A 24,096-nucleotide genomic window follows, 5' to 3' on the forward strand; every position below is an offset into this window, starting at 1 on the left:
CACAACATCATTAACCTGCTTTTCAGCCCATCCGTTTCCTCCGAAGCGGGATGCAAAGGTAGCAAAAATTACCACCATCACAAATCGATACCCCGATAAAATGAAGCCAAAACCGTAAGCAGCTGGAAATCATCGGGTAAAAATTTAAAAAAGGTAAAACATTTTGGAAAGAAGGGTGTTTTGAGGGGTTTGATCGAACGGTTATAAGGTTAGGAAGGGGTTAGAAGGCTAGTAGCGGGTATGCATTTAAGTGCAAGCGTTCACTGCTAAATATAAAGACCCGTAGCATGATGGCAAAAAGACCCTTACTCGCCTAAATGGCACCATCCCCTGAAAAGGGAAAGGACATGAATATAGAAAAAGGCCCATCCATTCAGCGCTAGATCAAATCTTAAATTAATTAACTAATACTGTCCAGTACTTAGCAGCACCAGGGTGCACGCTTCTACGGGTTCAATATTGTGTTGATCCAGGAGTTTCTCTAATTCGTCGTTTTCGGTTCCTGGATTAAAAATAACCCTTTTTGGCTTTGTTGCCAAGATATAATCATGGTATTGTGGTTGCAAAGCAGGACCTATATATAAGGTGATAGTATCAATATCATTATGAATCTGATTGGGTTTCTCAATTTCAACACCAGCAACATCACCTTTTTTAATGCCAACATTAACAATATCATGATTGAAACGTGTTAACATATGTGCTGCTTTATATGAATATCTGGAAGGATCTGGAGATGCACCTATAATTAATGTCTTTTTCATAAAAAAAATTTTTAAACTAATCTATTAAAATTTAGATAATAAGGCAATCTGGCCTGCGTGATAAGCATGATGCTGCACTAATCCGCTCACCAATTCCGAATTAGTCACGCCGGTACCCAGTGCAGGATTACGCTCGTCTACAACTACATCATCCCATTGGCTACCTTCCATTGCTTCGCACGTACGAATCAATTCTTCATTCGCTATTTTAAAATCAAAAATTATTTTTTCCCAGAATTGTGTTGTTTGACTTTCTGGGTTGGGCCAATCCCCTTTTACAGGTTCTGCGGCAGGCGCCCCTATTAAACGTGAAGTAACTTCTTCAGTCCAGGCCGTTAAGTGAAGTGCAATCTCCGCAATTGTATGTGCATTTGGAATAAAACGTACGAAAGCTTTATCCGCATTAACGTTATTTAAAGTCTGCATTACATGGTTTCCATGCCAAGCATCGCCGTTAAAGGCTTTTTTAATTTCGTTTGTGATATTAAGCATAAATAAATAACACGTCTGAGAAAATAAAGTTTTTATGATTTATTCGAGATGGCATTGGCACAATTAATCCCATCAATTGCAGCAGAAATAATTCCACCAGCATAACCAGCACCTTCCGCGCATGGATATAATCCTTTTACCTGAGGATGTTGATAGCTTTCTTTATCCCTCGGGATACGAACCGGTGAAGATGTTCTACTCTCCACCCCCACCAAAATTGCTTCATTTGTATAATAACCCTTTATCTTTTTTCCGAATACGGGTAATGCAGCCCTTAAGCTTTCTGAAACAAAACCCGGTAAGATATTATCCAGCATCACACTTTTTGTACCTGGTAAATAGGAGTTTTTTGGAAGATCTATAGAAAGTTTGTTATGAACGAAGTCTATCATCCGCTGTGCGGGAGCAACTAAATTTCCTCCGCCAGCTTCAAAAGCGAGTTTTTCTACTTCAGACTGAAAATTCAACATCCTCAATGGATCATAGCCCAAAACATCGTTTAAAGTTACCTGAACAACAGTACCTGAATTGGCAAACGGATTATTTCGTTTAGATGGCGACCAACCATTAACTACAATTTCATTATCGCCTGTTGCACATGGTGCAATAATGCCCCCCGGACACATGCAAAATGAAAACACTCCACGTGCACCAACCTGCTCTACCAAGCTATAATAAGCGGGAGGAAGAAATTCAGACCGTGTATCACAATGGTATTGAGCAGAATCAATAATTTCTTGCGGATGTTCAATCCTTACGCCCAAAGCAAATGGCTTCGCCTCGATCAATATATTTTTCCTGTTTAGCAATTCATATACATCTCTGGCAGAATGACCGGTGGCCAGGATAATGTCGTCTGCTAATAATTTTTCTTCAAAATTAATTTCTATACCTTTTACTTTTCCAAATTCAATTAGAATATCAGTCATCTGGCTATCGAACATCACCTCTCCACCTGCATTCAGAATGGTTTCTTTAATGGCGGTAATTATATGCGGTAATTTATTTGTACCAATATGCGGGCGGGCATCAATCAAAATATCTTTTTCTGCGCCGTGATCTACAAATGCCTGAAGCACTTTATTAATATCACCTCTTTTATTGGATCGGGTATATAATTTCCCGTCAGAGTATGTTCCAGCTCCACCTTCTCCATAACAATAGTTAGACTCTGTATTTACAATGCCCTGCTTATTAATGGCTGCTAAATCTCTCCGGCGCTGCTTTACATCTTTCCCGCGTTCAATAATAACTGGCTTTAAACCGTTTTCGATACATTGTAAAGCGGCGAACAATCCTGCCGGTCCGGCGCCAATAATAATTACGGGCTTTGCATCACTTACATTTGGATAATTGACCGTATTGATTTCCGGAACCGGAATTTCATCTACAAAAACCCTAACCTGTAAGCGAAAAATTACGTTTCGGGATCTTGCATCAATAGAACGTTTCAAAACATCATAAGCTTTTATACGGCTTTCATCTAGTTTTAAAACTGCGGCAAGTTTGGTTTTAATTATATCAGAATGCTCTACCTGATTTGGGAGCAACGTAATTTCGATATCTTTTTGCATAAATTAGTCAGGTTTTTATCCTGAATTAGCACAAAGGTAAATAGAAAATCTAATATTCGAACAACAGCTTAAGTTAGCTATCTATCGTTTACCTTACCTAGTATTTAAAAGAATAAATTTAGTTTGATTAAAAAATGTACTCAAATGGTCATCACTTTTATCAAAATTAGGCCATTTCCTTGCATATATCGCCTTCTACTTCTGCCTTTTCATCCTTCGCAATAATCGAACTTAACCTGCCTAAAAGTATAAAAGAATAGCTAAACAATGTAAATGCGACATAATTCGCATACAAGTTGTCAGTTTTTAGCCTAAATTGTAACAAAGGAACAGATTTTGTGATCTGATTATAAATTGAAAATTATCAGTTTGACAACTTAAGACAAAAACCATAAAAATGAAAAGATTAGTATTCGGAATTTTAGCTGCTGTAATTGCAGTTACTTCTTTGAGCTCATGCGGATATAACAGCATGGTTAAACTTGATGAGAATGTAAAATCAAAATGGGGAACGGTACAAACCCAATATCAAAGAAGAGCAGATTTAATTCCAAATCTGGTAAGCACAGTTAAAGGTGCAGCTAAATTTGAGCAGGGAACGCTAACTGCCGTAGTTGAAGCTCGTGCAAAAGCTACACAAATGACTGTTAATGCGGATGATTTAACGCCGGAAAATATTCAGAAATATCAGGCGGCACAAGGTCAGCTAAGCCAGGCATTGGGTAAATTATTATCCATTACAGAGGCTTATCCAGAATTAAGGGCTACTCAACAATTCAGTGATTTATCCGCTCAATTGGAAAGTACGGAAAATAGAATCACGGTTGCCCGTAAAGATTTTAATGATGCTGTTCAGGCCTATAACGGGAAAATCAGATCATTTCCAACTAACCTGACATCTGGTATGTTTGGTTTTAAACCAAAAGGATATTTCGAGGCTGATGCCACTGCAAAAGATGCTCCTAAAGTAGAATTCTAATTTCTAAATAATAATATTTAAGGGTAGTGTGTGTTTAATCTAATGATAAACATACACTACCCTTTTTACTTCAATTAAAACAAAATCATGTCGTTATTTTCAGATATTGAACAAGATAAAATAGCTCAGGCCATTTCAGATGCAGAAAAAGCAACTTCTGGTGAGCTGAGGATTGCTATTGATAAACATTGTGAAGGTGATCCTTACGAAAAAGCAACGGATTATTTCTCCAAACTAAACATGGATAAAACATCGCTAAGAAATGGGGTATTGATTTATCTTGCTCATGCAGACCATAAATTTGCCATCATTGGCGATTCCGGGATAAACAGAGTGGTACCAACTGATTTTTGGGAAACGACCAAAATTGCAATGACCGCTCATTTTGCCAAAGGTAACTTAGCAGATGGAATTATTGCTGGTGTGGCGCTGGCTGGCGAAAAGCTAGCCTTGTTTTTCCCTCCACAAAAAGGCGACATTAATGAATTGCCGAATAACATAGTATTTATGGATAAACCCGAAACTAAATAAACAATGAAAAAATTATTCCTTTTTTCGCTCCTCAGTTGCTTGTTTACTTTTGGTTTTGCACAAGATTTCCCAGCTAAACCCACTACGCTCGTTAACGATTACGCTAATGTTTTGTCAGCCGATCAAAAACAGGCATTAGAAACAAAGCTTGTCACCTTCAATGATTCATCTTCCACACAAATCGCAATTGCTATTCTAAAATCTGTCGGCGATTATGACATTAATGAATACGCTGTAGAATTAGGCCGAAAATGGGGTGTAGGTCAACAAGGCAAAAACAATGGCATTATGATCGTCGTGGCTGTTGGCGATCGAAAAATTTCTATACAAACCGGTTACGGCGTTGAGGGGGCGCTCCCGGATATTTATGCTAAAAGAATTATAGACAATGATATTAAGCCAAATTTTAAAGCCGGAAACTATTACGCCGGACTGGATGCCGGTACAACATCAATCATTAAATACACCAAAGGTGAATATAAGAACGACGGTCCGAAAGCATCTTCTTCAAAAAAAGGTGGGATTGGGAGTGTTTTCATCGTAATATTTATTGTTTTGGTGATTATTATTATCATGCGCAAAGGCGGTGGCGGTGGTGGAAATAGTGTAATTGGTGGTCGCGGAGCATCTAATGCATTATTCTGGGGGATGCTTTTCGGAAGCAGCGGTGGCCGTGGAGGAAATAGTGGCTGGGGAGGCGGTGGTTCTTCTGGCGGCGGTGGATTTGGCGGTTTTGGCGGAGGAAGTTTCGGCGGTGGCGGATCTAGCGGAAGCTGGTAGGAGAAGAAGTTGGTCGTTTGGCGTTTTTCGTCTATCGTTTTTCGTTACTGGTCCGTAAGTCGTTTACCATTATTGTAGCTGGTTTTAGTTATCCAGACTTAAACAGTACTAAACGTAGATCGACATTATTAAAATATAACATCATAAGAGAATGTATAGAAAGGATTTGATTACAGCTGAAATTCAGAAATTAGCAGAAGTACTTGCCCGCATTATGGGATTAAAACTCGAAGGGAAACTGGAAGATGCTCAAATAATTTTTGATGAAACTATGGAAAGGAATTTCTTGCTTCCTGTAGAGATTTTAGAAAGCGATGACTTTTCCATTTTCAAGAACTGGCTGGAAAAAGGCAATCTCTCTCCAGAGAAACTAGATTCCTTAAGCGAGTTTCTTTATTACGAGCTAGGTACCAGTTCGGAAAGAAATAAAGTTATTGCGCCAAAACTAAATTTAGTTTATCAATTTTTAGCAGATAAGCATAAGATTGTACATTTGGTAAATTTACATCGCCAGAAAACTATATAACAATATATCTAGCTGTAGTGATAGCGATTATTATTTCAATATAAGAACACATGATTATAGAAAAGTGGCAGAAAATTGCCTCTAAATATTTAGTGAGAGAGAAGTGGGCTACCTTAAGGGTAGATGAGGTAGAGCTTCCGGGTGGAATAGTTAAAGATGATTATTTCGTTTTAGAATATCCAAACTGGGCTGCCGCTGTTGCCTTAACAGAAGAGGGAAAAGTTATTATGGTACGCCAATATCGTCATGCGGCAGATATCATATCCCTGGAGGTTCCGGGTGGTGTAATAGATGGTGATGAAGGCCCGGAGGCTGGTGTGAAAAGAGAGTTGCTGGAGGAAACTGGTTATACTTTTAAAACCTGCAAACTTGTAGCGGAGCTTTATCCAAATCCCGCTACCTCAAATAATAAAACCTTCACTTATGTATTAACTGGCGGAGTTAAAACCCATGAGCAACATTTAGATGAACATGAAATCTTAAATGTTGAAGAATATTCAATTGATGAAGTGAAACAGTTATTAAAAGAAAACCAAATTGCCCAATGCATTCACGTGTCTGCATTACACTATGGCCTGGCAGAATTGGAAAAAATGGGTTTGTAAGCAATTATAAATTATTATAAAGTAAAAAGTCCTGATGAAAATCAGGACTTTTTTTTGTAATCTATATTTCGATTAGCATTAGATTTAAGTATAATCTAACTCATTTTCAATTTCTTCTGAATATCGTGTACGTAAGCTTTGAATTTTTTATCTGTATCGATTAAATCTTCTACCGTTTGGCAAGCATAAATTACAGTACTATGATCGCGGCCACCAAAGAAAGCACCAATTGTTTTTAATGATGATTTGGTATGGCTTTTAGACAAATACATTGAAATTTGACGGGCTTGTACAATTTCGCGTTTACGGGTTTGAGATTTTACCATATCTACCGGTACCTCAAAATACTCACAAACCAATTTTTGAATGTATTCCATCGAAATTTCTTTCGTTGTATTTTTAATAAAGTTCTTCAACATCTGTTTAGCTAACGCTAAATCGATCTCTTTCTTATTTAAAGTAGCCTGAGCAAGCAATGAAACCATGGCTCCTTCCAACTCCCGAACATTGTTATCGATATTGTGTGCCACGTACTCTACTACTTCACCCGGTAACTCAATACCATCTGCATACATCTTCTTTCTTAAGATAGCAATACGCGTTTCTAAATCAGGGATTTGCAAATCTGCAGATAAACCCCATTTAAACCGACTTAACAAACGCTCTTCTAAACCAGCTAAATCTTTAGGCGCTTTATCAGATGTTAAAATAACCTGTTTGCCTGACTGGTGTAAATGGTTAAAAATATGGAAGAAGATATCCTGAGTTTTCTCTTTACCAGCAAAGTTATGCACATCATCCATAATGATCACATCCATTGCCTGGTAGAAATTAACGAAATCGTTAATTGTATTATTTTTTAGTGAGTCTACAAATTGCTGACAGAATTTCTCACAGCTTACATAGATAACCAGTTTATCTGGCATGCTGCGTTTAATCTCATTACCAATTGCCTGTGCAAGGTGAGTTTTACCTAAACCTACACCGCCATAAATCATTAACGGGTTAAATGATGTACCACCTGGTTTAGCAGCTACAGCATAACCTGCAGAGCGGGCTAAACGGTTGCAATCTCCCTCTATGTAGTTTTCAAAAGTGTAATTTGCGTTTAATTGTGGATCAACATTTAGCTTTTTTAATCCAGGAATAATGAAAGGATTTTTAATGTCCTTATTGATTGAAACCGGAATTGGCATTGACTGTACTTTAGCCTCTGCTCCATTTCCGTTTGAGGGCATGTTTGTGGTATAAGGATTACCGCTATTAGATGATTTATCCACAACGATATTATATTCCAACCTGCCGTCCTCACCAAGTTGTTTTTTTACTGTCTTACGTAGCAAGCCTACGTAGTGTTCTTCAAGCCATTCGTAAAAGAACAAACTTGGCACCTGTATGGTTAAAACCTTACCTTCTAATTTAAGGGCTGTGATAGGCTCGAACCAGGTTTTGAAACTTTGGGTCGGGATGTTATCCTTAATAATTTGAAGACAGTTCTTCCACACTTCTGTACAAGTTTTTTCCATTGCGATTTCTATAATTTATTGATTTCCAGGGCCATTTGGACTATACTGGATGGTCCGTTTCGGGATTACGAATATTGAGAAAATTATCAACATTTTAAACAAAAACTTCAAATAAATCGTAACCTACTGACAGGTAATACCCTAACCTAGTTAACCTCAATTTTTTATGTTGATAACTATTTACTAACATCGTTTATCAACATTTTAATATAAAAGAAGCTAACATTCCATCATTGATTCAATCAGCATTGTGGGAGCAAATTCCAAGCCACCTTCAAATCAGATTTGTTATATTTTGTAGTTTTTATCTTTCATAAAACTCAAACTCCTGATTATCAAGCATTGGTATAAAAGTTCTTTTTCTATTCATCTTTCAAACACAGTTTAAGCTTAAAATTTCTTTTTCTAAATATTGATTTGCACCTGTAAATAAGCAATTTCTGCTACCTGTATTCTCCAAAGGTTTTGCGCAATACATCAGAAATTTCTCCAAGAGTTGCATATTTTTCTACTGCATCTATGATTAATGGCATTAAATTTTCAGTTCCGTTTGCACCAACTTCCAACAAACTTAACGCCTTTTGAATAGCAATGTTATCCCGGGTACTTTTCAGATCAGTTAATTTATCTGTCTGAAGTTTCCGAATGGAATCATCAATATTAAAGACTTCGGTTATCCCTTCCTCCTGCTGGGTAAACTTATTTACACCAACGGAAACCTGTTCTCCGGTCTCTATTTCTTTTTGATATTGATAAGCTGAGCTTGCAATCTCATTTTGCATATAATCACTTTCAATGGCCTTTACTGATCCGCCCATTGCATCTATTTTATCGATATACAACCAGGCCGCAGCTTCTACTTCGTCTGTGAGGTTTTCTATAAAAAACGAACCCGCTAAGGGATCTACCGTATCTGTGACTCCACTTTCAAACCCAATGATTTGTTGTGTACGCAAGGCTATTTTTGCCGCAGCCTCAGTTGGTAAAGACAGTGCCTCATCGTAACCATTGGTATGCAGGGATTGCGTACCGCCTAAAACGGCAGCCATAGCCTGGTTTGTTACGCGTATTACGTTATTAAGGGGCTGTTGGGCTGTTAGTGTAGAACCTCCGGTTTGCGTATGAAAGCGAAGCATTTGTGCTTTTGCATCTGAAGCGCCAAGTTCTTTTGTAATTTTTGCCCACATTCTTCGGGCTGCCCTGAATTTGGCAATCTCTTCAAAAAAATTGTTATGGCAATTAAAGAAAAATGAAAGTCGTTTTGCGAAAATATTAATCTCAAGCCCCTTTTCTATCGCCGCTTTAAGATAGGTTTTACCATTTGCCAGGGTAAAAGCTAACTCCTGTACGGCACTAGAACCAGCTTCACGAATATGGTAACCGGAAATGGAGATGGTATTCCACTTTGGAACTTCCTGACAACAAAACTCAAAAATATCAGTGATTAATCGCATAGACTGCTTAGGCGGATAAATATATGTTCCCCTTGCGGCGTATTCCTTTAGGATATCGTTCTGAATGGTTCCTGAAATTTGCTTTAAATCTGCTCCCTGTTTTTTGGCCAGCGCGATATACATTGCCAGTAAAATAGATGCAGTTGCATTTATGGTCATTGAAGTCGTGATATCTTTCAGCTGTATTCCATCAAAAAGTATTTCTATATCCTTTAACGAATCTATTGCAACCCCAACTTTTCCCACTTCTCCATCGGCCATTTCATGATCGGAATCATAACCGATTTGCGTAGGTAAATCAAAAGCTACCGATAAGCCGGTAGTGCCCTGAGCCAATAAATAATGGTAGCGTTTATTTGATTCTTCGGCTGTAGAAAACCCAGCATACTGCCGCATGGTCCACAAACGGCCACGATACATATCTTTTTGAATGCCCCGTGTGAAAGGAAATTCACCTGGTTTTTCTTCCAGTGGCTTTGCCGAAGTATAAAGTTCTTTAATTTCTATCCCAGAAGTAGTGGTATGTTTTTTATCGCCCATATTTGGTTAATTGATCATTAGTTACCAGCCAAATTCCTCATTTGCCAGCGGGTTACAGTTGATGTTAAAAGATCAACTGGCAATAAAATTACCAAAAGATTAAAATAATCTTTGAATATCCTTTTTGACCAACTCGATGGTTAAATCGTAAGGATTTTCATCAATACCAGCCATGTGTGTTAAAATTGCTTTGCTTAATTCTATCCCATTCGCATCTGCAGGCAAACCACCAACAGCATTATTAATCATTGCAATTGTATCATCCTTTAATTTACGAACAACATTCCAGGTAATACTATCAACATATAATTGTTGCGTAATGTTATGTTGATATTCTGATTTTACTTCATTCAATATACCTGCCTGAAGAGTTGAAATCCCAATTCCCTGCTGATGTAAACGCACCAATAGATTAGCAGGATTGATCCGGTCTGTAAAAATGATTAATCGTTCATGCGCCTGTAAACGTAAAGGCAACAGGTGCGCCCTGCTTTCTTTGTTTAACTCAATTTCTTTTAAATTAAAAAACCGCTGTATATCGTTCTTTAAAATGTAATATACGCCCATTAAGGCCATAAAAATGCCTGCAAATAAGATAACTACGTCAGTTAAGATCTGTTGGATGTTCATAGGTATTGTTTAAATACGGTAATTTTCCCTAACCGTTGAAAGCAAAAATGTGCATTATTATTTATATTTGTAACAGATAAAATTTAAATAGATATGAGCACAACAGTTGATACCACATTTGCACCGGTTACTTTCTCTGAGGGAGCATCTAAAGAACTATATAAATTAAAAGATCAGCAGGAGATTGGCGAGAATTATGGCTTACGCGTTGGCGTTGAAGGCGGTGGTTGCGCAGGAATGAATTATATTTTAGGTTTCGATCAAAAGAAAGATGGCGACCAGGAATTTTTTATCGATGGGATTAAAGTTTTTATGAATAAAGCGCATCAAATGTACTTAATGGGCATGATGATCGACTGGCAGGATGGATTAAATTCACGTGGTTTTACTTTTGTAAACCCTAATGCAACCAGTACCTGCGGTTGCGGAACAAGCTTCTCTGCATAAAAAAAATATTATTGTAACATAAAGTATAGTCCCCTTGTCTAAACATCGGGACTTTTTTTATTTCTACACCTAGAAGTTAAGGAATAGGTATAGCGTTTAAGATTAATTATCTTGATCCCCATACTAAATACTTTACACGCAGCAAATGAACTACAGAGAAAACATCAGACTGGCATTAGAATCCATTAAGGGTAACCGTTTGCGCACCATGCTTACTGCCTTAATAATTGCTATCGGCCTAATGGCACTCGTTGGAATTCTGACAACTCTTGATGCGGTGAAAAAAAGTATGACAGATGCTTTTAGCAGCATGGGAGCCAATTCTTTTACGATTAGAAACCGTGGCACAGGTATCAGGATTGGAAACGGGAAGAGACCGAAACCCTTTAAATCCATCCGTTATGAGGATGCAATTAAGTTTAAAGACAGCTTAAATGCACCTGCAACTGTTGCGGTGAGTGTAGTTGCCAGTGGAGGTTCTACCATAAAATATGGTAATTTAAAAACCAACCCTAACATTAATGTACAAGGCATTGATGAAAATGGTCTTGCATCTCAGGGTTTAAATCTTTCTGAAGGAAGAAATTTTGGCGCTTCTGAAGTAAAGATGGGAAATAACGTTTGCATTGTAGGTGGCGAAGTGGTAACCCGGCTTTTCAAAGATACCGACCCTATGGATAAGTTAATTAACGTAGGTAATAACCGTTTTAAAATTGTTGGGGTTTTAGAGAAAAAAGGTTCGAGCATGGGTTTTAGCGGAGACAGGGCGGTTTATGTTCCCTTATTAAAAGCGAAGCAGATTAATGCAAATGCCAATCCATCGTACACGATTACTGTTATGGTATCTGACAATAATGATCAGGAAAATGTAATTGGAGAATCATCAGCTTTATTTAGAAATATCCGAAAAGTTAAGGTTAAGGAACCTAATAATTTTGAAATTACGAAGAGTGATGCCATTGCACAGACCTTATTTGAAAACCTGGCTTTTGTTGCTGTAGGCGGAATAGCGATTGGAATCATCACCTTAATTGGCGCATCAATAGGTTTGATGAATATCATGCTGGTTTCTGTAACCGAACGAACAAGAGAAATTGGAATTAGAAAGGCCATTGGCGCCAATCCTAAAGTGATTCGCAGACAATTTCTTATTGAGGCTGTTGTCATCTGTTTAATGGGTGGCGCATTAGGAATTTTCCTGGGAATTGTTTTAGGTAATATCATATCCCTGGCCATGGGTGGAGCATTCCTCATCCCCTGGGCATTTATTTTAGGCGGATTTGTGCTCTGCGTTGGCGTAGGAATTCTTTCGGGTTATTATCCTGCCAAAAAAGCATCAAGACTAGACCCTGTGGAGGCATTAAGATACGAGTAAGCCTCGGTTATTTTAGTTTCGACTGACTTAAGAACAGAACAATATCTTAAATAAAAACATTGTTTAATTGGTGCTGACTCAACAATTGCTGCATCAGCGGCGTATACAAACTTTCTTCGAGGGCAGCGGCATGTTTGAGATGATGCATATCGCTGCCTATGAAATCCACAAGGTGGAATTCAATCATTTCTTCTGCCGCATTTTTTGCACCAGATCCGTAATAACCGGTTAAGGCAATAGAATTCATTTGAAGCAAGCAACCCATTTCGCTAATTTGATGTAAACTTTCGATGGAATTATAAAAATACGGATAGCGCTCCGGGTGTGCCAATACAGGCTGAAATCCGGCATCCTGAATAATCTTAATAAAATCTAAAAGATTTGGTGGCGCATTGATGTAGGAAAGCTCAAAAAGCAAATATTCTTTTCCAAATGTTAAAACTTCCTTTTGTCTTACTTTCTTTTCCAGTGTTTCATCCAGGTAGTATTCAGCGGCAGCATCTACTTCCAGATCAAGCTGGATATCGCTGAGCCCTTTCCTTAAAATATCAAGTCCGCGATTAATAGTATCAGGCGTATTCCTGAAATAATCCGCCATGATATGAGGTGTAGCAATCAGCTTTTTAAATCCAAGCGCTTTAAAACGTTTAGCCAATTGAATAGAATCGTTTAACGTCTGGGCTCCATCATCTATTCCTGGAATAATATGCGAATGCATATCTACCCCAATATTGGAGAAATTAAATTCGGGTACTATTCTCTTTTTTTTAAATAATCCGAACATCACAATAGTTCTTAATTTATTTCTTTTGGAAGATTTGACGCCTCAGCCGATGAAGCTAATTTAGAAGAATAGATTTTATGGAGCAAATTATTTAAGTCTTCACTTAAATCAAATTGTAAATCCTCATGCAATTTCTTGTACTTATTAATGGTTACAGCTACCGTTTTTAAGTAAAATGTAGAAAATAAAATCATATAATCCCGGTAGCCCAATGTAGACTTTCTGAAATCAAAAGGCACCATATTTAAAATAAAGATCTTCAGTTCAACCTCCCCAACCGGATCTTTAGTCACCTTGTAAAAATGATTTACAGAAGTAATCATTTTTCGTACTTTAACTAAGCCTTCCTTCGCATTTAGCTTTTTTAAATCGGCTATTTGTGCTTCTACATCGGCTTTGATTTGCTCTTTCCTATTCTCCAGGTCAATGTTATCTTCCAGTAATTTATAATGAAGGTGTTCGGTAAGCACTTTGTCTTTTGCAACTAAACGCAATAATAACCTGTCTTTTTCCTTTACGGGCAAGTCTGTTATTGCATTTTTTAAATCTTTGTGCTCCGATAGTTTCATCTAAAACGGGTTAGCCTTGATGTATTTTTCCCATTCCCAGGCAGATCTCATCATCTCATTGATATCCAAAGATGCTTTCCAGCCTAATTCCTCATTAGACTTTGTTACATCACCGTAAATTTGAACGATATCTCCGGCTCTCCTTGGACCAAGGTTATAATCAAGTTTCTCTCCGTTAACACTTTCAAAGGCTGAAATGATTTCTAAAACTGAAGATCCTTTTCCGGTTCCGATATTAAAAACATCATAATTTGAAGAAGTTTCTTTCTGCTCTAGCTTTTTTATTGCGGCTACATGTGCTTTTGCCAGGTCTACCACATGAATATAATCACGAATAGCAGAACCATCCGGAGTATCATAATCATTGCCGTAAACTGTAATTGGCCCGCGTTTCCCAATAGCAGATTGCGTAATAAAAGGAACCAGATTCGCTGGAACACCATTTGGCAACTCACCGATTAACGCCGTTTCATGTGCACCTACCGGATTAAAATAACGTAAAGCGATTACATTCAGCTCTGGCGTTACTGCTGCAGTTTCAGCTAAAATCTCTTCTGCAACCTGCTTGGTATTTCCATATGGAGATTCTGCCTTTTTAACAGGGGCAGCCTCTGTAACCGGTAAGCTATCGGGTTGCCCATAAACCGTACAGGAAGAGGAAAACACAAAGTCAATCTTTCTGTTAAATGAGGTCAACAGGTTAATTAAGCCATAAAAATTATTTTTATAATATTTTAAGGGCTGCTGAACAGATTCGCCGACAGCTTTTGATGCCGCAAAATGGATAATCCCGGTAACATCTGTCTGGGCTGCAGCAAATTCTTTAACTGCATTTTCATCCCGAAGGTCAATTTCATTAAAATCAAACCACTTCCCGGTAATGGCATGCAGCTGAGTTAAAATTTTAATATTCGAATTAGACAAGTTATCAACAATGACAACCTCGTAACCTGCATTATGCAACTCTACAACGGTATGCGAACCTATATATCCCGTTCCACCGGTAACTAATATTTTTGACATCTTAACGGTTAAATGTGGTAAAATCTTTATGCTCTATCTTTTCTAAGGCCTCTGCCGGCAAAGATTTGAAATACTCATAAGTAATTCTCAAACCTTCAGCACGCCCTACTTTTGGCTCCCATCCTAAAATTTCCCGGGCCTTTGTAATATCCGGACGTCTTTGTTTTGGATCATCCTGAGGAAGTTCTCTATATACTATTTTCTGTGAGGTACCGGTAAGTTTGATGATTTCTTCGCAAAACTGCTTAATGGTAATCTCATCGGGATTACCAACATTTACAGGCTGAGCATAATCACTCATGAGTAAACGGAAAATCCCTTCAATTAAATCATCTACATAGCAAAACGAACGTGTTTGACTTCCATCTCCAAATACCGTTAAATCTTCACCCCTTAAAGCCTGCCCGATAAAAGCAGGTAAAACGCGACCGTCATTAAGTCGCATTCTTGGTCCGTAAGTGTTAAAAATTCTAATGATTCTGGTTTCTACACCGTGGAAGGTATGGTATGCCATGGTAATGGCTTCCTGGAAACGTTTCGCCTCATCGTAAACACCACGCGGACCAACAGGATTTACATTACCCCAGTATTCTTCTGGCTGAGGATTTACACTTGGATCTCCATAAACTTCTGATGTAGATGCAATTAACATCCTCGCGCCTTTATTTCTGGCCAGACCTAAAAGATTGTGCGTACCTAATGAACCTACTTTTAAAGTTTGAATTGGAATTTTAAGGTAGTCGATAGGACTAGCCGGAGAAGCAAAATGAAGAATATAATCCAGTTTACCGGGGATGTGCACGAATTTAGAAACATCATGATTGTAAAACTCGAAGTTCTCTAACTTGAAGAGGTGTTCGATGTTTGCCATATCTCCGGTAATCAGATTATCCATTCCGATAACATGATAATCTTCTTTAACAAAACGATCACAAAGGTGGGAACCTAAAAATCCGGCTGCACCTGTAATCAAAATTCTTTTTCGAAACCCTGAATCCCCCAAAGGAGATTTTTCCTGTCTTTCGCTCATATTTATTTTAATATTATCTTTCCGTTAGTTGCTTCGCGTTTATCCTTTGCAGCTACGGGGTTAATAATTTTCTGCCAATACTGTTATAATAATAGCCAAGATCGATCATTTTTTGCAAATCGTATAAATTTCGACCGTCAAAAATCACTTTATTTTTCAAAACCTTATCTATTTTTTCAAAATCCGGATTACGAAATACCGACCATTCTGTTGCAATCAGCAATGCATCTGCATCTACCAGGGCCTCATATTGGTTTTTGGCATATTTCACCTTGTCTCCAATAATGCCTGCTACGTTTTCCATCGCTTCGGGATCAAATACGGTAACGGTAGCACCATTTTCAATTAAAGCATTGATAATATATAAAGCCGGAGCTTCGCGAATATCATCAGTTTCTGGCTTAAAGGCTAGCCCCCAAAGTGCAAAATGCTTTCCTTTAATATCATTTTTATAATATTTAAGCACCTTATCTACCAAGATAGTTTTTTGTCGTTCGTTAACTTCCATTACAGATTTCAGAATCTGAAAATCATATTCGTAATCATCAGAAGATTTAACCAAGGCCTGAACATCCTTAGGAAAACAAGATCCTCCGTAGCCGACTCCAGGGAAAAGAAAACGTTTACCAATCCGCTCATCCGATCCAATTCCTTTTCTTACGGCATCTACATCAGCCCCTACCAGTTCACAAAGGTTTGCCACCTCATTCATGAAGGTAATTTTTGTAGCAAGAAAAGAGTTTGCGGCATATTTTGTTAGTTCAGAAGAACGCTCATCCATAAATAAAATGGGGTTGCCCTGGCGAACATACGGACCATAAAGCTCAGCCATTAGTTTTTTAGCCCTTTCGCTTTTTGTACCTAATACCACCCGATCCGGCTTCATAAAATCATCAACTGCAACACCTTCTCTCAAAAATTCCGGATTGGAAACCACATCTACTTCAATGGAAGTATGTTCCTGAAAAACGGCTTTTACCTTATCTGCTGTACCAACTGGCACTGTAGACTTATTTACAATCACTTTATATTCTGTAATCAGCTTAGAAATATCTTTTGCCGCACCTAGAATGTACGACAAGTCAGCAGCCCCATCTCCTCCTGGAGGCGTAGGTAATGCCATGAAAATGATTTGGGCATCTTTCACTGCATCAGCAAGATTGGTGGTAAAAGTTAACCGGCCTTGTGCAATATTTCTATGAAAAAGCAGGTCCAATCCAGGCTCATAAATCGGCACCTCGCCGTTTTGCATTTTCTTTACCTTTGTTTCATTTATGTCGACACAGATGACGTCGTTTCCGGTTTCTGCTAAACAAGTTCCGGTAACTAAACCTACGTATCCGGTACCAATAACGGCTATTTTCATATATTCTTAAGCTTTTTAAATATATTCGTTTTATCTTGCCACGAAGATATGAAATTACACTTATGCTTTTGCTTTACACAGCCGGAATTCAGATTTACGTTCTAATAATAAGGATCTTTTCCCTCTTTAATGCCAAGGCTAAACTTTTCATTAATGGCCGTAAAGATGTTTATGAACAAATCGCAGCGCGGATAGATGCTACGCAAAAACACATCTGGTTTCATTTTGCATCTTTAGGAGAGTTTGAGCAAGGCAGACCTGTTTTGGAAAAATTAAAGGAGAAATATCCGACGAAGAGAATTGTAGTTACTTTCTTTTCACCATCCGGATATGAAATCAGAAAGAATTATGCCTTAGCTGATGTATTTTACCTCCCCATAGATTCGAAAAGCAATGCAAAGCGCTTTATCGATGCCATAAATCCGGAAATGGCCATATTTACTAAATATGAATTTTGGCATTATTATTTCAAAGTGCTTCATAACCGTTCCATTCCTTTATATGTAATTTCAGGTATTTTCAGACCCGGACAAGCTTTTTTTAAATGGTATGGTGGCTTTTATCGTAAAATCTTATCATCCGTTACTTACTTCTTTGTTCAAAATCAGGAAAGTGAAAGGTTATTAAAATCCATTGGAATAAATCAGGTAATCATCAATGGCGATACCCGTTTTGACCGGGTTTTCGAAAATGCCCAAACCCCTGGAAAGTTAGATTTGATTGAAAAATTTATAGGCCATTGCCCTGCGCTAATTTGTGGCAGTACCTGGCCTGAAGATGAAAAATTACTCTCGGCTTTGCCGGAAAAATATCCGGATTGGAAGTTCATTATAGCACCACATGAAATTCACGATAGTCACATCGAAAGTATAGAGAAAGAGTTTCCGGCTGGCAGTTTACGGTTTTCGGTTTTCAGTTCTGCTAATCAAACGCTAAATGCTAAACACCAAACCCTTATTATCGATAACATTGGTATGCTTTCGTCTTTATATCAATATGGAAAGGTAGCTTACATTGGTGGTGGTTTTGGTGCTGGAATTCACAACACGTTAGAAGCTGCGGCATTTGGTTTACCGGTGATTTTTGGTCCTAAATACGATAAATTTCAGGAAGCAAAAGATTTGATTGCTATCGGTGCAGCGAAGACAATTACTACAGATGCTGAACTTATTGAAGCTTTTGAGCAATTAAAGATGAATAATGCCACGGCAAACGCAGCGAAAAAATATGTAGAAGATAAAAAAGGTGCTACAGATCAGATCATTTCGATGATTACGAAATAAGCTTAGCCTTTGCTATTTCCTCAACAATTTCAGAGATTTCCTGATCTATCGAAACCACGAAAACATCTGGCTCATCACTTTGCGGCTCTTCTAAGGTTTCAAATTGACTTTCTAGCAAACTTGATGGCATATATTGATGAGATCTTTTAGAAATCCGGTCATAAATTAACTCAAAACTCCCTTGTAGGTACACAAAACGAATAGTTTCATTTTCTTTTCTCAATAAATCTCTATAGGCTTTTTTGAGTGCAGAACAGGCTATAATGCAACTTGTTCCCTCCGTTACGTGCCGATGTCCAACCTTAGCAATCAGCGCTAACCAATCTTGCCGATCTGCATCAGTAAGTGGAATACCCGCAGCCATTTTATCTACGTTTCTTTGAGCGTGTAGGTTGTCGCCATCGATAAATTCAGCATGGATGGCCGGAGCAAGCGCTCTACCGATAACCGTTTTACCACTTCCGGAAACTCCCATTAAAATTATAAAACCTGCCATCTATTTTATTTTATCATATCAGCCAACGCCTCAATAAATACCGGGCTGTCGTTTAAACTTTCTACCAACTGCACATGTTCGCCACCTAGGGCTTTAAATTCTTCATGGTATTCTACCGTAATTTCATAAAGTGTTTCCAGGCAATCGGCCACAAAAGCAGGACTAAAAACCAACAAACGTTTTTTACCTTCTGCTGCTAATTTCTTTAACACATCAGTAGTGTAAGGCTGTACCCATGGTTCTTTTCCCAGTCGCGATTGGAAGCAAACGGTGTATTGATCTCTTGTTAGACCTAATTCTTTTGCAATTAAGCGGGCAGTATCATGCCCCTGAGCAGAGTAACAAAATTTATTGGTATCATTTAAAGTCTGACAACAATCTGCAGTTTTTAAACAATAGCTTCCCGTATGATCGCATTTTAAAAGCTGGCGTTCAGGTAATCCGTGAAAGCTAAAAAGCACATGATCAAAATCTTCTACCTTATGTTTTCTTGCATTTTCTGCAAACACCTTTATCATCAATTCATTATCATGAAAGGAATTAACAAATGAGATTGGCGGTACGGTTTGCCATTTACTTACAAGCTCCATTACCAGCTGCATTACCGAACCCGAACTGGCAGAAGCATATTGTGGAAACATTGGAATAACCTGAATACTCTCTACCAAACCTGCCTTTAGATTGGATAATGCGGTTGCAATAGAGGGACTCTGGTAGCGCATCGCCAGTTCTACATGGTAATCATTACCCAATCTCTCCTGCAACATTTTAGCTTGTAAACGGCTATAATATAGTAGTGGAGACCCATTTTCGTTCCAGATTTCTTTATACAATTTAGCTGTTTTAGGACTCCGGAAAGGAACAATGATTCCTTTAACCAATAGTGTTCTGTTCAACTTAGGAATATCAATTACCCGCTCGTCCATCAAAAACTGATCAAGATATTTTCTAACGTCAGCCGTTTCCGGACTATCAGGTGTTCCTAAATTTACAAGTAAAATTCCCTTTTTGCTCATTGATAAAAATATGTTTCGTTGCGCAAATATCGCGTTTTTATTATCTTTTACCTATCGTTAAAATGTGATGCTGGCATTTTTTAGTCAAGAAAAAGTAGTATTTGCCTATCGCTGTAAGTCTTGAACAGCGGATAGATAAGGATTTCCCAGTAAAGGCATGGAGATCGAAATAGAATTATTTATCCTTTTGTTTTATATAATTGCCACCATGGTGTGCCTGGCTTTTGATGGTGCTCTAAGTGATATCCAAAAAAATAGCAGGTAAAAAAAGCAATCAAATGATTTTTTTGCAGTGTTGAAGAGTGATATTCATTATCGTGTTCTCCTTTGTGTGGCAGGTATGTTCCAAAATAAAACAATTGGAAAGTGCTCAACAACGATGGCAAGACCCAAAACAGTAAAAGGTTTTTCTGGTCGATCCAGATTTGCAAAATGTTAAAAGCGAGGGCCATAATTACAAGCTGAATAACGGTTACATAATTCAGCATGAACCTTAAATACCATTTCCAGAAACCATGAGGTGCAAAGTCAGGGTCTTCTTCAGTATGCACATGACTATGGTGCTTATGGTGTTTGGAATATAATTGATTATAGAAAAAGCCGGCGTAGAGGAATACAGAAAGGTAACCAATAAAATTATTAATCGTTTTATTTGGAGAGATTGTACCGTGCATGGCATCATGCGCGGTAATAAACAAACCCGTATATAGGTGCATTTGAACGAAAATCATCAGGTAAACCAGCGGATTACTCCAGGCGAAATTCCAGCGCAACAGGAAAAAAAGGGACGTAAACCATATAGCAATTACCGCTACTGCAACTAGAACCCCTAAATACGCCTGATTTGTTTTCAAATGAACAATATTAAATGTTTACAATATAAATAAACAGTTAACGCTAAAGAAAGTTAGGAAAATAAAGCGTTAAAATTGTTCTAAAGCATTTTTCACTTTTTCCATTAGCCACATTGGAGTAGAGGTAGCCCCGCAGATGCCAACTTTGTCGTTTTCTGCAAACCAGCTTAAATCCAACTCTTCGAGGTTTGAAATGAAGTATGATTGATTGTTAAATTTCTTACATACATCATAAAGTACTTTTCCGTTAGATGATTTCTTGCCTGAAACGAAAATGATCTTGTTATAATGACTTACAAAATTTTCCAGTTCCTGATATCGGTTGGATACTTGCCTGCAAATGGTATCATTCGCTTTCACCTCATAGCCGCGACTCAGCAATTCATCTTTGATGTGATAAAATTTATCGGTACTTTTTGTGGTTTGACTATAAAGGGTAAATTTCGAAGGTAATTCAACATGATCCAGCTCTGCTAAATCTTGAAAAACAATTGCTTTTCCATCTGTTTGACCCTGTAAACCAATCACTTCAGCGTGACCATGTTTACCAAAAATCAAAATCTGCTCATCATCATCGTGAGAGTTCTTGATTCTGTTTTGCAATTTTAACACTACCGGACAAGAGGCATCGATCAGCGTAAGGTTATTTTCTAAAGCCAGCTGATAAGTTGATGGTGCCTCGCCATGCGCCCTGATTAAAACCTTTTCGTTTCTTAAGTTTTGTAAAACCTCATGATCGATAATCTTTAATCCGCGTTTTGTTAAGCGCTCCACCTCTTCATCATTGTGAACAATATCACCCAGACAATATAAATAACCTTCATTATCTAAAATATCCTCGGCCATTTCGATAGCGTAAACCACACCAAAACAAAACCCCGATGATTTATCTATATTGACTTCTAAGTTTAAATTGTTCATTAATTTAATTTACAGCTAAATTACCGTACAAAATTACGTAAAAATATTTGTTCCGGTTGTCATGTACAAGACAACAAAAAACACCAGTTGAGAGGTAAACATGGCTGTTCCAATATATTTTTGCTGTTTAAGGTCTAAGGCATAATAAAACTTCAATAATATAATAGATACGATAAACCAGGCCATGTAGTTTTGAAGCGGAATTTCGTGCCAATCCCATTGCCAGTAATCAAATTTCATGGCAACCGGCTCCATAAAAAAATCAAAAGTAATGAGCATTAATGCTCCGACCAGGGAGGCTAAAATACTGTTCCTTATCTTAAAACCCTTCACCATCTGGCCGATGCTGAAAATCAGAATGACCCAGTTAATCCCCATCAATAAAGGTACTGCAGCAATTTTATAACCTAAAGTATCTCCATAGTAATAACGCCCGAAAATTTTACCCGTATGTACGCCAAGAACTTCTACCAGCCAGCCGCACAAGAAAACGCCACAAACAAACAATAGAAGTCGTTTAACATTACCCACATAGGTATAAACAATGATGGCAAACATTAAAAGCAGGTGAAACGGCACCATCTTCATGAAGTAGGACTGCAGCGTTGGAATTAAAAAACCGGCTAAGCCAACCACATGGAAAATGACAATTACCACGACTGCAATCTTTTTTATTTTTAAATCGCCTTGATCGATCTGCCCTTCCATGTGCCTGTTTTAAATATGTGTTGTATAATGGATAAAAATGAGATTATTAAGAAGAAAAACATCTGGAAAGGATGAAGAATCAAATTGACTAAAACATTCTGACCTGATAAATAGGAAATCATTATTCTGCTTAAAAAAATTAATGTTAATGGTAATACAAGCAAAGAGATATTAAAGTTTAACAATAAAATTAACGGCCCTATGGTAACCAAAAGCTGGTAAAGTAGTAAGATAATCACGTTATTACCAAAACCTGCAAGTAAATTTTTACTAAAGCCATGTAAACTTTCATCCAGGTTTTTATACATCCGGCAGTAAATCAATCCATTGCCTAATAAAGCCTCCCCATTAAATTTTTGAAGTTTTACGGCTTTCATAATCTCCACATCTTCTACCACCTTGTTCTTTACCCGTTCATGCCACTGATTTTCCTTATAATTATTGGCCTTAAAAAACATGCACTGTCCGCTTGCTGCAGAAAACGCAGGATTGTCAGAAAATTTAACCAATCTTAATGGCAACAGATTTAATAATATGAAGTGCATTAACGGAATAGTAAGCCACTCGCCTGCCGATTTCATTACCTGATTAGTAAAAATACTGAGCAATGCCAGGTTACCAAGCTCCATCCGGCTAATCAGGCTATTGATAAAACCTCTTTTAATGGTTTCGTCTGCATCTACAAAAAGTAGATATTTTCCTTTTGCCAGCGCCGCCAATTGATAGCAGGCGTAATTTTTACCAAGCCAGCCTTTTGGGAGTTCATTTCCACGTGCTACACGAAACTGAGGATTTTGATTTGAAAAAGCAGCTACCCTGTCATAGGTTTGATCACTGCTGTTATCATCCAATACAATAACTTCAAAGTTTTTATAATCCTGGCTTTTTATCGATTCGAGCAATTGAATGATGTTTTCTTCCTCATTACGGGCAGGGATTAAGATGGATACAAAATCATCGTAATGTTTGATCACCCTGGGCAACTTCGGATTGGAAAGAAAGTTGAAAACCGTGACCGAAAAACGGATCACCAGGAAAATTAAAACGGCATAAATAAAAATGGTCATTCAGTAATTTGTGTTTGTTTAACAACTGACTGATCGTAATGTTTATTATAGGCGCTTTTTAACAACTGCAGACTCATGTACTCTTCGCTTTCCCAGTTCTGAAGGTAGGTATGCGCTGTTGGTTTCCGAGTGGAAAAATAATCCACAAATGTTGCCGCAAATATGATATTCAATCTCTTCTGACTGGATTTGATGATTTGCATAACTCCTTTTTCAAAAGTGATATTTTTCAAATGATTGGAATGTAATTTACCCTGAGGGAAAATGAGCACTAAATTATTTTTATCATCCAGTAATTGGCCTGCATAATTCAGCATTCCCAAAACATCTTTCCCGGTGTGTGCTGCGGCAAATGCTCCGAGATACTTTAAAAAACCAACTTTACCATAATTTTCAGCATTTACTAAAACATGGAACTGCTTTTTAAAAAACTTCTTATTGATGTAGAAAATGAAAAAGCCATCCCACCAGCTAAAATGATTGGCCAAAATTAAAATTGATGCATTCGCCTTGATGTCGATATTATTATATTTAAGACTTGCAAAATCTTTTTTAATGATATACTCAATGTACCAGGAGAAAAAGCGATAAATTAAATTGTTTTTTCGAGGATGGTACATGTTGGAAAATTGCAAAAAAATGAGGTGAATTGCAAATTTAGCTCAACCGAAAGACGAAAACAACCGATTTTAACCTCAAATTGGAGTTAATTTCTCCTTAAATAAAAACTAAAACCTTCCCGCACTGATCTATATA

At 37.7% G+C, this 24,096-nt stretch carries 26 protein-coding genes; 8 read left to right on the top strand and 18 right to left on the bottom strand.

Going from position 1 to position 24,096, the window contains the following annotated elements; genetic code table 11:
• Positions 1-404 precede the first annotated feature (404 nt).
• Genes GJU39_RS02265 through GJU39_RS02275 form a run of 3 tightly spaced genes read right to left on the bottom strand, consistent with a single transcriptional unit; the run spans position 405 to position 2,830 of the window.
• Positions 405-764, bottom strand: coding sequence for a CoA-binding protein (locus GJU39_RS02265; protein WP_154279070.1), 360 nt, complete (start codon positions 762-764; stop codon positions 405-407).
• Positions 765-788: 24 nt separating this feature from the next.
• Entirely contained in the window at positions 789-1,256 is a 468-nt protein-coding gene (locus tag GJU39_RS02270) for a DinB family protein (RefSeq protein WP_154279071.1), read from the bottom strand.
• 32 nt (positions 1,257-1,288) lie between these two features.
• Positions 1,289-2,830: an NAD(P)/FAD-dependent oxidoreductase gene (locus GJU39_RS02275; protein WP_154279072.1), complete on the bottom strand. Its 1,542-nt coding sequence runs from the start codon at positions 2,828-2,830 to the stop codon at positions 1,289-1,291.
• A 397-nt stretch (positions 2,831-3,227) separates the two neighbouring features.
• Between GJU39_RS02275 and GJU39_RS02280 the strand changes: the two genes are divergently transcribed.
• The 5 genes from GJU39_RS02280 to GJU39_RS02300 all read left to right on the top strand — a co-directional run bounded on the left by GJU39_RS02280 (position 3,228) and on the right by GJU39_RS02300 (position 6,251).
• Positions 3,228-3,809: a LemA family protein gene (locus GJU39_RS02280; protein ID WP_154279073.1), complete on the top strand. Its 582-nt coding sequence runs from the start codon at positions 3,228-3,230 to the stop codon at positions 3,807-3,809.
• 87 nt (positions 3,810-3,896) lie between these two features.
• The gene (locus GJU39_RS02285) at positions 3,897-4,340 is read left to right on the top strand and encodes a TPM domain-containing protein (RefSeq protein WP_154279074.1); all 444 of its coding nucleotides are present in this window, start codon (positions 3,897-3,899) and stop codon (positions 4,338-4,340) included.
• Positions 4,341-4,343: 3 nt separating this feature from the next.
• Entirely contained in the window at positions 4,344-5,120 is a 777-nt protein-coding gene (locus tag GJU39_RS02290) for a TPM domain-containing protein (RefSeq protein WP_154279075.1), read from the top strand.
• 151 nt (positions 5,121-5,271) lie between these two features.
• On the top strand, positions 5,272-5,646 hold the full coding sequence (locus GJU39_RS02295) for a hypothetical protein (RefSeq protein WP_154279076.1): 375 nt from the start codon (positions 5,272-5,274) through the stop codon (positions 5,644-5,646).
• Between the two features lie 50 nt (positions 5,647-5,696).
• Positions 5,697-6,251, top strand: coding sequence for an NUDIX hydrolase (locus tag GJU39_RS02300; RefSeq protein ID WP_154279077.1), 555 nt, complete (start codon positions 5,697-5,699; stop codon positions 6,249-6,251).
• A 95-nt stretch (positions 6,252-6,346) separates the two neighbouring features.
• Here the strand turns inward: GJU39_RS02300 and dnaA are convergent, their stop codons facing one another.
• The 3 genes from dnaA to GJU39_RS02315 form a co-directional block, all read right to left on the bottom strand.
• Entirely contained in the window at positions 6,347-7,777 is a 1,431-nt protein-coding gene (dnaA, locus tag GJU39_RS02305; RefSeq protein ID WP_154279078.1) for a chromosomal replication initiator protein DnaA, read from the bottom strand.
• Positions 7,778-8,220: 443 nt separating this feature from the next.
• Positions 8,221-9,771 carry an acyl-CoA mutase large subunit family protein gene (locus GJU39_RS02310; protein WP_154279079.1) on the bottom strand — a complete coding sequence of 517 codons (1,551 nt, stop codon included), beginning with the start codon at positions 9,769-9,771 and terminating at the stop codon, positions 8,221-8,223.
• Between the two features lie 99 nt (positions 9,772-9,870).
• Positions 9,871-10,401, bottom strand: coding sequence for a DUF7935 family protein (locus tag GJU39_RS02315; RefSeq protein ID WP_154279080.1), 531 nt, complete (start codon positions 10,399-10,401; stop codon positions 9,871-9,873).
• Between the two features lie 93 nt (positions 10,402-10,494).
• Between GJU39_RS02315 and GJU39_RS02320 the strand changes: the two genes are divergently transcribed.
• Positions 10,495-10,848 (top strand): HesB/IscA family protein, encoded by a 354-nt coding sequence (locus GJU39_RS02320; RefSeq protein WP_154279081.1) that lies wholly within the window; start codon positions 10,495-10,497, stop codon positions 10,846-10,848.
• 145 nt (positions 10,849-10,993) lie between these two features.
• Positions 10,994-12,223 (top strand): ABC transporter permease, encoded by a 1,230-nt coding sequence (locus GJU39_RS02325; protein WP_154279082.1) that lies wholly within the window; start codon positions 10,994-10,996, stop codon positions 12,221-12,223.
• A gap of 46 nt (positions 12,224-12,269) precedes the next feature.
• Here GJU39_RS02325 and GJU39_RS02330 read toward each other — a convergent pair whose 3' ends face one another.
• The 5 genes from GJU39_RS02330 to GJU39_RS02350 are packed head-to-tail and all read right to left on the bottom strand — an operon-like array spanning position 12,270 to position 16,995.
• Entirely contained in the window at positions 12,270-13,007 is a 738-nt protein-coding gene (locus GJU39_RS02330) for a tyrosine-protein phosphatase (RefSeq protein ID WP_154279083.1), read from the bottom strand.
• Between the two features lie 11 nt (positions 13,008-13,018).
• Positions 13,019-13,576, bottom strand: a complete 558-nt coding sequence (locus GJU39_RS02335; RefSeq protein ID WP_154279084.1) for a hypothetical protein — start codon at positions 13,574-13,576, stop codon at positions 13,019-13,021.
• On the bottom strand, positions 13,577-14,599 hold the full coding sequence (gene galE, locus GJU39_RS02340) for a UDP-glucose 4-epimerase GalE (protein ID WP_154279085.1): 1,023 nt from the start codon (positions 14,597-14,599) through the stop codon (positions 13,577-13,579). It abuts the gene before it with no gap.
• Between the two features lies 1 nt (position 14,600).
• The gene (locus GJU39_RS02345) at positions 14,601-15,629 is read right to left on the bottom strand and encodes a UDP-glucuronic acid decarboxylase family protein (RefSeq protein ID WP_154279086.1); all 1,029 of its coding nucleotides are present in this window, start codon (positions 15,627-15,629) and stop codon (positions 14,601-14,603) included.
• Between the two features lie 52 nt (positions 15,630-15,681).
• A complete protein-coding gene (locus GJU39_RS02350; RefSeq protein ID WP_154279087.1) occupies positions 15,682-16,995 on the bottom strand; it encodes a UDP-glucose dehydrogenase family protein in 1,314 nt (437 codons plus the stop codon).
• Between the two features lie 62 nt (positions 16,996-17,057).
• Here GJU39_RS02350 and GJU39_RS02355 point away from each other — a divergent pair, with 62 nt between their 5' ends.
• Positions 17,058-18,278, top strand: coding sequence for a 3-deoxy-D-manno-octulosonic acid transferase (locus tag GJU39_RS02355; protein ID WP_154279088.1), 1,221 nt, complete (start codon positions 17,058-17,060; stop codon positions 18,276-18,278).
• Here the strand turns inward: GJU39_RS02355 and GJU39_RS02360 are convergent.
• The 7 genes from GJU39_RS02360 to GJU39_RS02390 form a co-directional block, all read right to left on the bottom strand.
• Complete coding sequence (locus GJU39_RS02360; RefSeq protein WP_154279089.1) at positions 18,268-18,774, bottom strand: gluconokinase; 507 nt, start codon at positions 18,772-18,774, stop codon at positions 18,268-18,270. The two genes, GJU39_RS02355 and GJU39_RS02360, sit on opposite strands and share 11 nt — an antisense overlap.
• 5 nt (positions 18,775-18,779) lie before the next feature.
• On the bottom strand, positions 18,780-19,790 hold the full coding sequence (gene hemH, locus GJU39_RS02365; RefSeq protein ID WP_154279090.1) for a ferrochelatase: 1,011 nt from the start codon (positions 19,788-19,790) through the stop codon (positions 18,780-18,782).
• A 179-nt stretch (positions 19,791-19,969) separates the two neighbouring features.
• A complete protein-coding gene (locus GJU39_RS02370) occupies positions 19,970-20,644 on the bottom strand; it encodes a fatty acid desaturase (RefSeq protein ID WP_154279091.1) in 675 nt (224 codons plus the stop codon).
• Positions 20,645-20,713: 69 nt separating this feature from the next.
• On the bottom strand, positions 20,714-21,565 hold the full coding sequence (locus tag GJU39_RS02375) for a 4-hydroxy-3-methylbut-2-enyl diphosphate reductase (RefSeq protein ID WP_154279092.1): 852 nt from the start codon (positions 21,563-21,565) through the stop codon (positions 20,714-20,716).
• Positions 21,566-21,598: 33 nt separating this feature from the next.
• Entirely contained in the window at positions 21,599-22,273 is a 675-nt protein-coding gene (locus GJU39_RS02380) for a carotenoid biosynthesis protein (protein WP_154279093.1), read from the bottom strand.
• The gene (locus tag GJU39_RS02385) at positions 22,243-23,340 is read right to left on the bottom strand and encodes a glycosyltransferase (protein ID WP_154279094.1); all 1,098 of its coding nucleotides are present in this window, start codon (positions 23,338-23,340) and stop codon (positions 22,243-22,245) included. The genes GJU39_RS02380 and GJU39_RS02385 overlap by 31 nt, the downstream gene beginning before the upstream one ends.
• Complete coding sequence (locus GJU39_RS02390) at positions 23,337-23,960, bottom strand: 1-acyl-sn-glycerol-3-phosphate acyltransferase (protein ID WP_154279095.1); 624 nt, start codon at positions 23,958-23,960, stop codon at positions 23,337-23,339. Before GJU39_RS02390 ends, GJU39_RS02385 begins: the two co-directional genes overlap by 4 nt.
• Positions 23,961-24,096: the final 136 nt, after the last annotated feature.

Origin of the sequence: Pedobacter petrophilus, assembly GCF_009674725.1 — a bacterium.
In the GTDB taxonomy this organism is placed as follows: Bacteria; Bacteroidota; Bacteroidia; order Sphingobacteriales; family Sphingobacteriaceae; genus Pedobacter; species Pedobacter petrophilus.